General features: G+C 53.0%; 11 protein-coding genes. All 11 read right to left on the reverse strand.

The window, feature by feature from the left end; translation table 11 throughout:
* Window positions 1–40 precede the first annotated feature (40 nt).
* Window positions 41–1,135, reverse strand: coding sequence for a polysaccharide pyruvyl transferase CsaB (gene csaB, locus ACE419_RS02440; RefSeq protein ID WP_435720892.1), 1,095 nt, complete (start codon window positions 1,133–1,135; stop codon window positions 41–43).
* Window positions 1,135–3,198 carry a DUF5693 family protein gene (locus tag ACE419_RS02445; RefSeq protein ID WP_432646863.1) on the reverse strand — a complete coding sequence of 688 codons (2,064 nt, stop codon included), beginning with the start codon at window positions 3,196–3,198 and terminating at the stop codon, window positions 1,135–1,137. The genes csaB and ACE419_RS02445 overlap by 1 nt, the downstream gene beginning before the upstream one ends.
* Window positions 3,199–3,224: 26 nt before the next feature.
* Window positions 3,225–3,914, reverse strand: coding sequence for an LmeA family phospholipid-binding protein (locus tag ACE419_RS02450; RefSeq protein ID WP_432646880.1), 690 nt, complete (start codon window positions 3,912–3,914; stop codon window positions 3,225–3,227).
* A 59-nt stretch (window positions 3,915–3,973) separates the two neighbouring features.
* The gene (gene prfB, locus ACE419_RS02455; protein WP_432646864.1) at window positions 3,974–5,080 is read right to left on the reverse strand and encodes a peptide chain release factor 2; all 1,107 of its coding nucleotides are present in this window, start codon (window positions 5,078–5,080) and stop codon (window positions 3,974–3,976) included.
* A gap of 85 nt (window positions 5,081–5,165) precedes the next feature.
* Window positions 5,166–7,805 carry a preprotein translocase subunit SecA gene (gene secA / locus ACE419_RS02460; protein WP_435720893.1) on the reverse strand — a complete coding sequence of 880 codons (2,640 nt, stop codon included), beginning with the start codon at window positions 7,803–7,805 and terminating at the stop codon, window positions 5,166–5,168.
* 181 nt (window positions 7,806–7,986) lie between these two features.
* Window positions 7,987–8,847 (reverse strand): ChbG/HpnK family deacetylase, encoded by an 861-nt coding sequence (locus tag ACE419_RS02465; RefSeq protein ID WP_435720894.1) that lies wholly within the window; start codon window positions 8,845–8,847, stop codon window positions 7,987–7,989.
* Between the two features lie 169 nt (window positions 8,848–9,016).
* Complete coding sequence (gene hpf, locus ACE419_RS02470) at window positions 9,017–9,562, reverse strand: ribosome hibernation-promoting factor, HPF/YfiA family (RefSeq protein ID WP_432646867.1); 546 nt, start codon at window positions 9,560–9,562, stop codon at window positions 9,017–9,019.
* 266 nt (window positions 9,563–9,828) lie between these two features.
* Window positions 9,829–10,029 (reverse strand): cold shock domain-containing protein, encoded by a 201-nt coding sequence (locus ACE419_RS02475; RefSeq protein ID WP_005841449.1) that lies wholly within the window; start codon window positions 10,027–10,029, stop codon window positions 9,829–9,831.
* Between the two features lie 150 nt (window positions 10,030–10,179).
* Window positions 10,180–10,899 carry an amino acid ABC transporter ATP-binding protein gene (locus ACE419_RS02480; RefSeq protein ID WP_435720895.1) on the reverse strand — a complete coding sequence of 240 codons (720 nt, stop codon included), beginning with the start codon at window positions 10,897–10,899 and terminating at the stop codon, window positions 10,180–10,182.
* A complete protein-coding gene (locus ACE419_RS02485) occupies window positions 10,886–11,551 on the reverse strand; it encodes an amino acid ABC transporter permease (RefSeq protein WP_432646869.1) in 666 nt (221 codons plus the stop codon). The genes ACE419_RS02480 and ACE419_RS02485 overlap by 14 nt, the downstream gene beginning before the upstream one ends.
* A 160-nt stretch (window positions 11,552–11,711) precedes the next feature.
* Window positions 11,712–12,500 carry a basic amino acid ABC transporter substrate-binding protein gene (locus ACE419_RS02490; RefSeq protein ID WP_432646870.1) on the reverse strand — a complete coding sequence of 263 codons (789 nt, stop codon included), beginning with the start codon at window positions 12,498–12,500 and terminating at the stop codon, window positions 11,712–11,714.
* Window positions 12,501–12,550: the final 50 nt, after the last annotated feature.

Genomic DNA, 12,550 nt, shown 5'->3' on the forward strand with positions numbered 1-12,550 from the left:
CTTATTCAAAAAAGAGGACCCCCAAGAGTCCTCTCTTCTATTATTTTCCTATGAGCTGCAGCGCCAGCTCCGCATTGCGTGCCGCAAGATTCCGCAGCTTCGCGAGGAGTTCCGCATTGCGCTTGCGGAAGACGGCCTTGTCGTTCCACTTGCGGCGGATTTCCGCCATGAGCTCATCTGCCGTGACATCATCGAGACTGCCAACCGGCTTTTCTCCGATGGAAGACAGGAAGCGGTCAATCTTGGGGTCATATGAAATGCCGATCATCGGCACGCCCATGACTCCCGCAAAAATCAGCGCATGCAGGCGGATGCCAAGCATGAGGTCCATGTTGCCGACGAGGGAAAGGAATTCGCTCGTTGTGTATTCGTCCTTGAGAACCGTACACGGCTCATGCGTCAGTTCGGCAATGGATTCTGCCGCCCGTACATCTTCCGGGAACTGCATCGGCAGAAAGACGACACGCGCGGATAATTCCCGTACAATGCGGTCCGACACCTCTGCCATGACCTTCTTAAAATGCGTTTCATGCTGCCAGTCGCGTACGGAAATGCCTACAACAGGTTCTGCGCCATCGGCATGATAAGCATGGAAAATCGCTCTGCCCGCTTCCTTATCAACAGGATGAATCGCAAGCACAGGATCTGCTGTGCATTCAATCTGAGGCTTCGTAATCCCCAGCCTCGCCAGCTCCGTTAATGAACCCTGATCCCGCACCGTGATCAGATTGACGCGGTTGCCAATCACGCGCATCGCAAACTCGGCGACACTGCCGATAATCGGGCCGATGCCCTGTGCATAAAGCATGACTTTCTTGCGCATGACCAGAGCCAGAAAGATGATGGCCAGATAGTAATAAAGGCTGCGCCGGCTTGTGACATTCTGCAGGAGACTCCCGCCGCCGCTGATGAGCAGATCGGCATGCCAAAGGGCCTTTATAATGGAAGGAAATCCCAACCAGGAGATGGATTCCACGCCATGGCGTTTACTCGTATCGGCAGGGCTTGCCGAGATTACCGTGATATGAAGTTTTGGGTCGAGATCACCGAGTACTTCGAGCATCGCCGCCAGCATCGCTTCATCACCAGCATTCTTGGAGCCGTAGTATCCCGATACGACAATCCTTCTCTCCATCAGTCTGCTTTACTCTCCTTTTTCCCGGCTCTGGCCATGACAGCCTGCCAAATTTCTACCAAAATCATTGCAACCGCACCGATGCCGGCGCCCAGTACAATACCGCCAATGCCGCGCATGAACGACATATAGATTGGCGTACGCATATGTGCAAAGGTTTCAACCATAGACCCCTGACCAATCGTAGCGATGAGCACCAGGGCAAAGAATACCATCGTCGGCCATTTGCGCAGGACAGCCATAGCTGCGAGCATGAAGGCCGGATGGCCAATCAGAAGTTCCTTCGTGCGCGGACGGGCATAGAAGGCCTGTTCAAGGAAAGCACGGAAGCGCAGTTCCGTCTGCGAGACAGGCATGCCGGAGGTATGGCCGCTGCGCGCGACAAAGACAATACCGGCAGCTAAAACGACGAACAGGACAAGCAGCGTCTTGATCTTGACCGGCATGTTGAGAATGCGTTTGAGCTGTTCCTTGACGCCTTCCGTATCGTCCATGCGGCCATCGAAGATATCGAAGCGCTGCAGGAAGGCAATGCCGACGAGCACGAGCGGCAGGACAAAGGTCAGCTTAATACCGCGGAAGATATTGAACTCGAGGAAATACTGCGTATCGGCCAGCGAAGCCGAAAGATACGCTGCACCGATATACGAAAGAGCACCTGTGACAAAGAGCGCAATGGCTGCCGTCACAATCAGGCGCGGCAGGGCAATGCGCGCTTTGTTCTTGTAGGCACGCACGCGGTCAAGCTGGAAGATGACAGCGATGGCAGGAAACACATTCGCACTTGCCAGAGCTGCCACTACGCGAATCTTGGAGCCATTGCCCATGAGCACCGGCACTGCCGCGAGGAGTCCGCAAACAACAAACAGGATGTACTGATAACGCGTACGCGCATTGAGCTTCGGAATGACCAGTGAAAGGTAGAGCACACCAGCCGCTGCTACGCCGAGCATGACAAGAGCGCGCAGATATTTTGAGGCATTGTAGAGCTCAAATGTACCGGCCTTGTCAATAGTATAACCATGTGCGATGAGTTTGTCATGGGTCGCCTTGAAATAATTCATATTTGTCTCCATGAGACTCATATTCGGCGACGGCTTGTCGTAGATGCGCAGGAGGTCAATGCGGATATTGCGTTCTTCATCCGTATTGGACCAGCGCTCGACTGCTGTATCAATCTTGAGTTTCGGCTGCTCGTCCTTCGGGATGGAATAGAGACGTGCGACATGGTCGTAGCCAAGCCCCTTGGCTATCTCCTGCATGCCATCCTGCTTATAGAACTGCAGCTGCGTGACGGCTTCAATGAGACCGAGGTTGATATGACGGTCTTTCATCTCATCAATCGTGGTCTGCAGGGCCTTTGGCGCACCAAGAGACTGCTGTCCCGAGAAGACGATTTCTGAGACATCAAAGCCATCGAGACGCGCAAAGACAGCCTTGACATCATCAGGCGTGCAGTCCGCGTAATTGCTCGGGCGTGCGAGCACATGGAAACCGGCATCGTTGACAGCCTTCATCTCATCCGTCGGCATGCCGAGATTCATCTTGAGGAAAGATTCGTAATGTGCCTTGACCGCCAGCACTTCCTCATTTCCCACCTGCATGGCCGTCACACGGTCGCTGCCAAGGCGGCGAATGAGGTCTTCCTTGACTTCGCGGTACGTCTGAGCATCGTGGCCGACAACATAGACTTCCCTGCCGTCAATTTTGCCCGAAGCAACGAGCTGCCGCCAAAGCGGGTCACTCAGCGTGCCGTCATGATAATGTGCGAGAATCGTACTGCCTGCAACAGCCGTCGCCTTGCCGTTGTCATTGAGTTTCTTGAACGTCGTCTCATAGACAGCCAGTGACGAAATTCCCGCCTCTTTGGCTTTCTCAAGCACGACGCTTTCCGGCAGGCCTTCGCGCTCAGCAAGTTCCTGCAGTCCCTCATAATCAATGGCAAGGTCGACCTGACGGTTGGCCCGTTCTACCGCGTGGCGCTGAAAACCGATGGCAACTGCTGCCAGCAGGCCTACGATAATAACCAGCACCAGAAAGCGGTTATACTTGAATCCTTTCATCTAATCCACCTTATCCTAAAAATCCCTTATTCTTCGCCGGCACGCACCAGCACACTGCCTTCCTGCTGCGTTACCGAAATCACGCGCATCGCAAGAGGAAGCTGTTCCGGTTTTACCAGAGGAATGCGGCCCAGCGTATCGCCAAGACGCGCCGTGCCAAACGGCGAATTCTGGATGTCAAACTGCTCCGTATCCAAATAGAGCGTACCATCATCCGCCACAATATGGCCAACCAGAGCGACCTGCGCCCTGCGCCCCAGAAGATTGGTATCTGCCGTCACCAGTACATTCTCATCGGTGATATGCACTTCGACATTATCGGCCTTGCTTATTTTGCGGGCCAATGCTTCACGCAGGCCATTTTCATCAAACATGGCCGTGAGAGAAAGTGCTTCTGCATCTTCAAGAGCCAGCCTGCCCTTAAAAAATGAGCTCATGTCAAGGTCTGCCCTGCGTCCATTCAGGGACATTTCCCTTACGCGCAGCTGCCCGACCTGTCCGTCCTTCACCGTAACGGCCAGTGTATCCGTATGGCCAAAAAGCAGCGCGAGGCGCGGCGAAGCTGTGAGTTCCACACTGACGTCCGGCGTCGAGAATTTCTGAGACAGACGCCCTTCGAGGGCTGTTTCCACAACAGGCGGCAGCAAGAGCTCGCCAAGCACGATTAATATTATGAAGAACAAGCCCGTAATAGTCAAGGTTTTTCGCAATTTCATCACCTGCCAACGGAACAAGGAGTCAGAAGCGCTGCTCCTGACTCCTCTGAAAACACGACTCAGATTTCATGATTTGCTTTCGCCGCGAGGAATGCACGGATGAACATGTCGATATCGCCGTCCATGACAGCCTGCACATTGCCCGTTTCGACATTGGTACGGTGATCCTTAACCATCGTATAAGGCTGGAAGACATACGAACGGATCTGGCTGCCCCACTCGATTTTCTGCTGATCGCCCTCGAGCTTGGCAAGCTCGGCCTCTTTTTTCTCCATCTCGAGTTCAAAGAGCTTTGCGCGCAGCATCTTGAGGCACTGCTCACGATTCTGCAGCTGGGAGCGTTCATTCTGGCACTGCACGACAATGCCCGTCGGGATGTGCGTCATGCGCACAGCCGAAGACGTCTTGTTGATGTGCTGACCGCCGGCACCAGATGCACGGTACGTATCGACGCGGACATCCGACATATTGATGTTGACCTCGACGTTATCGTCGATCTCCGGCATGATATCACAGGCTGCAAACGACGTATGGCGGCGTGCCTGTGCGTCAAACGGGGAAATGCGCACGAGACGGTGAATGCCCTTCTCGGAACGCAGAAAACCGTAGGCATTATGACCTTTAATGAAGAGCGTTGCGCTCTTGACGCCGGCTTCATCACCGGGCAGCAGATCTGCTGTCTCCACCGTAAAGCCATGGCGTTCTGCCCAGCGGCCGTACATGCGCAGGAGCATCTGCGTCCAGTCCTGCGCTTCCGTTCCGCCCGCACCGGCGTGCAGCGTCAGGATGGCATTGTTGGCATCATAAGGTCCGGAAAGCAGGACCTCAAGCTGCAGGCTCTCGAGTCCCTCGGACACAGCTGCCAGTTCTGTCTTTACATCCTCTTCCATGCTCTCGTCCTGTTCTTCCATGCCCATCTCCCAAAGAGTCTGGGCATCTTCGAATTTCGAGACAAGATGCTTGTATTTATCGACACTGATTTTGACATCATTGAGTTCCTGATTGATTTTCTGAGCTTTTTCTGCATCATCCCAGAAAGATGGCTCTCCCATCTTGTATTCGAGTTCGGCAATCTTCTCTTCCTTGGCCGGAACCTCGAGAGATTCCCCCATCTGGTCCAGCTTCGTCTTGAGTTCACTAAGCTGGGGTTTGATATCTTCGAGCATATTACCCTTTCCTTCTATCTTCTATGGTTCTTACGTTTATCGTTCTGATGTATGATTCACTGCTGTCGGCGCCTTGGCGCTTTGATCAGACTTCATTCCTGCCGCAGCAATTCTTGTACTTTTTGCCACTGCCGCATGGGCAGGGATCGTTGCGGCCGATTTTTTTGCCGTCCTTTGTCACAGGCTTCTTCTTGGCTTCAGCCGCACTGACCTCGTCGCCATGCGATGCCTGTGCATTCTGCAGGTGATCTTCAAGCTGCGATTTCTGATTCTTGATGATCTCTTCCATCTTGGCCTTGTCCTGTGCCGAAGCCTCTGCAGGCTGATTTGCATTGGCCTGAGCGGCAGCAGCCTGCTGTGCAGCCTGCTGCTCCGGCGTAATGATGCTGACATGATACATGAGCGAAGCAATCTGGTCCTGAATGGCTGCTTCCATCTCCTCGAACATGTCGAGAGCCTCAATCTTGTACTCGACGAGCGGATTGCGCTGGCCATAGGCGCGCAGGTTGATGCCGTCGCGCAGCATATCCATATGGTCGAGGTGTTCCATCCACTTCTTGTCGACGACACGCAGCATGACGACTTTCTCGAGTTCGCGCATATTCTCTTCGCCAAAGAGCAGTTCACGGTTGTGATAGCCCTCTTCCGCGAGTTTTTCAAGCGTTTCCTGCAGTTCATCGCGGCTCATCGCAGCGAGCTCTTCCTTCTTAAGGCGTCCCTGCGGTGCATAAATCTTCTCAGCATCTTCAATGAGGCCGTCGAGCTGCCATTCCTCAGGATAGAGGTCAGCATTGGCGTACTGGTCCATCTCCGCACGGATGATGTGCTTGACCATGCCCATGATGTTCTCGCGCAGGTTCTCACCAAAGAGAATCTTGCGGCGTTCGCCGTACATGACTTCACGCTGCTGATTCATGACGTCATCGTATTCGAGGACGTGTTTGCGGATATCGAAGTTGCGGGCTTCAACTTTCTTCTGCGCATGCTCGATGGAGTTCGTGATGAGCTTGTGTTCAATCGGCTCATCCTCTTCCATGCCGAGCTTATCCATGATGCCCGAAATGCGGTCCGAGGCAAAGAGGCGCAGCAGGTCATCTTCGAGGGACAGATAGAAGCGCGAAGCACCCGGATCGCCCTGACGGCCGGCACGGCCGCGCAGCTGGTTGTCGATGCGGCGGGATTCGTGACGCTCCGTACCGATGATGAAGAGGCCGCCGAGTTCCGGCACACCCTCGCCGAGCTTGATATCCGTACCGCGGCCGGCCATGTTCGTCGCAATTGTCACGGCGCCTTTCTGACCGGCACCGGCGATGATTTCAGCCTCTTTTTCATGGAACTTCGCATTGAGCACATTGTGGGGAATGCCGTGTTTCCGCAGAATGGCACTGAGTTCTTCCGACTGCGTGATGGAGGTCGTACCGATAAGCACCGGCTGCCCCTTGGCGTGAAGCTCTGTAACGGCCTTGCCAACGGCTTTGTACTTCGCGCGTTTCGTCTTAAAGATGAGGTCCGGATAATCCTTGCGGATGACCGGTTTATTCGTCGGCACGACGATGACCGGCAGATTGTAAATCTTGAGGAACTCGTCCTCCTCCGTCTTGGCCGTACCAGTCATGCCGGCCAGTTTATCGTACATGCGGAAATAATTCTGGAACGTGATGGTGGCCAGCGTCTGGCTCTCGCGCTGGATTTTGACACCCTCCTTGGCCTCGATAGCCTGATGCAGGCCGTCCGAATAACGGCGTCCCTCCATCAGGCGGCCCGTGAACTCATCGACGATGATGATTTCGCCGTTGCGCACGACGTAATCGCGGTCGCGTTTCATCAGGGCCTTGGCGCGCAGGGCAGCCGTAAAGCAGTGGGAAAGCTCGATATTTTCCGGTGCATAAAGGTTGTTGATGCCGAGAATCTTTTCGACCTTCGGAATCGTGCTGTCGGCAGGAGCTACCGTTTTCTGCTTCTCATCGACCGTATAGTCAGCGCCTTCCTTAAGTCCGGCAACCGCCTTGGCCATGACGGCGTACATATCCGTCGACTTGGAGCCCGGGCCCGAAATAATAAGCGGCGTACGCGCTTCATCGATGAGGATGGAGTCCACCTCATCGACGATGGCATAGTGGAGCTTGCGCTGGACCATCTGCTCCGGATAGATAACCATGTTGTCACGCAGATAGTCAAAACCGAATTCGTTATTCGTACCGAACGTGACATCGCGGCTGTATGCAAATTTTCGTTCCGGGAAGTCCATATCGTGCACGACAAGGCCGACAGTCAGGCCGAGGAAGCGATACAGACGTCCCATATCCTCGCTGTCGCGCTTGGCCAGATAGTCATTGACCGTGACCATATGCACGCCTTCGCCGGTCAGCGCATTGAGGTACACAGGCAGCGTCGCCACGAGGGTTTTACCTTCACCGGTACGCATCTCGGCAATCTTGCCTTCATGCAGGCACATGCCGCCGATGAGCTGTACATCAAAATGACGCATGCCCAGTACGCGGCGCGAACCTTCGCGCACGACAGCAAATGCCTCAGGCAGGATATCTTCAAGCGTTTCCCCATTTGCGAGACGCTCACGGAATTTATTCGTATAACCCGTCAGCTTGTCGTCCGTAAGAGCCTGCATCTGCGGCTCGAGCGCATTGATCTTATCGACCACTTTGCGGTAACGGGCAATCTCTTTATCGTTATTGTCACCTAAGAATCTCTTGATGAATCCCAGCAACCAAATCACTCCTTCTATTTCTATGCTTATGACGGGAACATGCTTCCGATAAAACGAGTCACGTGCCATGTTCCCTATAGTTAGCCTACCTTACAATATTATCAGACTGACCTTTATAAGTCAATTTCCCCTTTGTTATGCTTTCCTTAATTCTCTTTGCTTCTATATTATGCCGCACCGTTCAGACACCGCCGTAGAGATGGCGGAAATTCACGGGGCAGATTTTTCTCTTTTCCATGGCCTGACGAACCTCTTTTGAAGTAATCGCGCGCAGTTCTTCCTCAAAGTCATGCTGCCAGCCGCTGTCCTGCTGCAGAATTTCATTATGGATGCCCGGATGCATCATGACCTCAGTCGTACCAGGCTGCAGATGTTCTACCACCTGCAGGAGTTCTTTTTCGCTCACGGCTTCTCCGGCGACAATGCCGGCAAAATGATTGGGCGTCAGGATGCCGCGCTTTTTTGCCTTATATGCCGAAAGACGTGCCAGTGTGCTGAGTCCGAGCCGGCCGACCAGCTGCCCAAGACCGCCAAAATGGCCTGCAAAAACAGGCGTGCAGGGCGTGCGCATCGCCCGAATGCCGGCTGCTTTCGTCAAATCGAGAACAATGTCGATGATGCCCGGCAGTGTATGCATGTGCTGGTGGCTGTCGACATGCGAAATGGGTACCCCCGTACCTTCGACCTTGCTGAGTTGAGCGGCAAGTTCCTGCCGAACTTCCTCAAAATTGACTTTTCCCTGCAGATAATGTTTGAGAAACGCATTATGGTCCGGATAAAAGAGGCCGTGTTCCGTCACCAGAGAGGGAATCTCTGCGGGCGGCAGGATGGGCCGGCCGTCCACCAGCGTAAAATGAACCCCAAGTCCAAGCTCTTTATGATGGCGCGCCAGTTCTATGGCTCCTGCAAAAGCCCTGCCTCCCGGCATGACGGTCGCTGAACGCAGGCATCCTTCCACAAGACCTTTTGCCACGGCCGCGTTGATGTCTTCATGACGGCCAAAATCATCAGCATTGATAATGATGTATTTCAAACTACGCACCTCGTTTTTACTGCAGGAAAGTCATGACAGCTACAGCGCACATTATAGCGCAGGAACCGCCGTATGACAATCTCCCTGCCAAAGAGCGCCCTTGCGAAAATGTAAAGCGCAAATTGCGCATAAAAAAGGAGCCTGCAGGAGGCTCCCTTGTGTCTTATTCATTCACCTGTCAATTGCCCGATTCAATGAGGCCATAGTTGCCATCGTTGCGGCGATAAACGACATTGACATCTTCCGTCTGGGCATCGCGGAATACAAAGAAATTATGATTCAGAAGATTCATCTCCATGATGGCTTCCTGAACATCCATCGGTTTCACGATGAATTTCTTCGTCTTGACGACTTTATACGTATCGCTCTCATCTTTTGCATCCGGCATCGGACTTGCTTTGAGTTCCTCTGTCTTGAACTGACCCGAACGCAGACGGCGGGCGAGTTTCGTCTTCTGTTTGTGAATCTGGCGCTCGAGTTTCTCGACGACAAGGTCAATGGACGTGTACATATCCATCGTCGATTCTTCACCGCGCAGCAGGATACCGCCTGGGATTGGTACGGTTACCTCTACGATGTGGCGTCCCTTCGATACCGTCAGCAGCACCTTGATATCCCCTACCGTATCAAAGTATTTCGTGACTTTGCCGACGCGTTTCTCTACGTATTCGCGCAGGGACGGAGTAATCTCGATATTCTTGCCTCTTACAGTGAATGTTGCCATAAGACACATCCCCTTTCTTATTCTATGCCGACGAACGGCACAATTTATCGAGTAAAGCAGAACGTCAGACTTTACACTTTGACATCAGATGCACTGTATTCTGACCGCTTCTGTTTTATATTTGTAGTATTCGCCATAGCCGCGCGAATCCCTTCTTTATCATGCGATTATTTTATAAAAAATCAGAAACTTGCCCGCGCGCCATATTTCCCCAAACATCAAGAAAAGCCAGGTCCTTTACAGAACCTGGCTTTCGCAATTGACTTTTATGCCGTCTTGATGACGTTGGCAGCCTGCGGGCCGCGCGCTCCTTCTACAATCTCGAACTCTACGTCCTGACCTTCATTGAGCGTCTTGAAACCTTCATCCTGGATTGCGGAGAAGTGAACGAAAACATCGTCTCCACCCTCGCGTGCGATGAAGCCATAGCCTTTCTCAGGGCTGAACCATTTTACTTTGCCAACCATAATGATTCCTCCTAAACCAAACAGCGAACCGTCAGGATATCGACACATCCCGACTCAAATCTGATTATACCGAGCAGGCCCTGCATTGTCAATGACATACTTGACACAGGCGTCATGTATACAATTGAACAAAACTCCGGCTTTTCCCTATCAGAGGACTTTCGACAGGAACAGACGCGTGCGTTCTTCCTGCGGATGCTCGAAAACTTCCTTCGGGTCACCCTGCTCGATGATGCGGCCATCGTCGACAAAGAGCAAACGGTCGCCGACTTCACGGGCAAAGCCCATCTCATGCGTGACAATGACCATCGTCATGCCCTCTTCAGCAAGTTTGCGCATGACGTCGAGGACTTCGCCGACCATTTCCGGGTCGAGGGCCGACGTCGGCTCATCAAAGAGCATGACTTTCGGCTTCATAGCCAGTGCACGGGCAATGGCCACGCGCTGCTGCTGGCCGCCTGAGAGCTGACTCGGATAAGACTCGGCCTTGTCGGCGAGGCCGACACGTGCCAAAAGTTTGCGTGCCGTATCTTCTGCTTCCTGTTTCGATATATGGCGGACCTTGATGGGTGCCAGCATGATATTCTGCAGCACGGTCATATGCGGGAACAGATTGAAGCGCTGGAAGACCATGCCGACTTCCTCGCGCACCTTATTGATATTCGCTTCCCCGTCGAGTACAATTCCATCGACGCTGACTTTGCCGGAAGTCGGCTGCTCGAGATAATTCATGCAGCGCAAAAGCGTACTCTTGCCGGAACCGGATGGTCCGATGATGACGACGACTTCTTTTTCCTTAATGGTCAGCGTGATTCCCTTGAGGACCTCCACGTCGCCGAACGATTTTTTAAGATTCTCAATGTCGATCATCCGTCTTGTACCTCCTCTCCAGATAGGCCACAAACTGCGAAATCGTCAGGGTCATGGCCAGGTAAATGACAGCAACGCTGAGCCAGATTTCCAAAGAACCATACGTCTTGGCAATGATCAGCTGGCCGCGGCGCGTGAGTTCTTCAAAACCGATGACGGAAACAAGGGAAGAATCCTTCAGCAAAGCGATGAACTCATTGCCGAGTGGCGGTATGACGCGCTTAAAAGCCTGCGGCACAATGATGTAGCGCATCGTCTGTCCCCAGGTCATGCCAAGAGAACGTCCGGCTTCCATCTGCCCCTTATCGATGGACTGAATGCCTGCGCGGAAAATCTCAGCGACATAAGCACCGGAGTTGATGCCGCAGGAGCCGATAGCAGCCACAAACGGGTCAACACGCTGCCCCGTAATGACCGGCAGAGCAAAGTAAACGAGGAAGATCTGCACGAGCAGCGGCGTGCCGCGGAAGAAATCAACGTAAATTGCCGCGAAGATGCGCAGGATGCGGATGCTCGAAATGCGCGCAATGCCGACAAAAAGACCGATGACAACACCGAGTGCCACAGAAAGGGCCGTGATTTTGATTGTGACGCCTGCACCGACTAAGAGCAGCGGGAAGGAATTCACAACCAAATCGAAGTTAAAATGCATTTGCTTTCACCTTACCATTCGGATTTATAAATATTCATTGCATAGAAAAACCTGATTCTTATTATATTTCCTGCCTTGACTCCTGTCAACGAGGAAAAAGAAAAAAGCATCACGCCGCGGGGACGTGATGCTTTTTTATGCAGGAATCGTGATTACGCGATTATTTGCTGCTGTTGCCGAACCATTTCTGGAAAATCTTGTCGTATTCGCCATTTTCCTTGAGTTTCTTCAGCGCTTCATTGACCTTGGACTGCAGCTCCGTGTTGTCCTTAGCCATAGCGATACCGTAATCCTCAGCCGTCAGCTTCTCGTCAAGAGCTTTGACACCCGTCTCGCCGCTCTTCTGGATGTAATAGTCGTTGACCGGACGGTCGTTGACAACGGCATCTACACCGTGACCCTTGAGTTCCATGAAGCAGTCAGCCGGCGTGTTGAGCTCTTTGACTTCAACGCCGCCGAGCTTCTTGACAGCCTCAGCACTCGTCGTGCCGATCTGAACCGCGACTTTCTTGCCCTTGAGGTCCTGGAACGTCTTGATGCCCTGTTCGTCTGCACGGACAACCATCGTCAGGCCGGACTGATAATACGGATCCGAGAACAGGACATTCTCTTTACGCTCATCATTGATCGTCATGCCCGAGATGATGACATCGATGTTCTTAGCCTGCAGAGCCGGAATCAGGCCATCAAAGCCGATGTTCTGAATTTCGACATCGTAGCCCATCTCTTTGCCGATGGCACGAATCAGGTCCATATCAAAGCCCTGATATTCTTTCTGTCCTTCATCCTGGAATTCGAACGGCGCAAAGTCGATGGACGAACCAACCTTGAGCACTTTCGCGCTCGAGCTGCTGCCCGACGAGGACGAGCTGCTGCCGCCGCAGCCAGCCAGTGCCAGCGTCGCAAAGACGCAGGCTGCCAGGAGGACCAGTAATTTCTTGAGTTTCATACAAAATCCCTCTCTCTCATAGGTTTTCATAGATTCTTTCAGACAATGAG

Source organism: Mitsuokella apri (genome assembly GCF_047974105.1).
Lineage (GTDB): Bacteria > Bacillota > Negativicutes > Selenomonadales > Selenomonadaceae > Mitsuokella.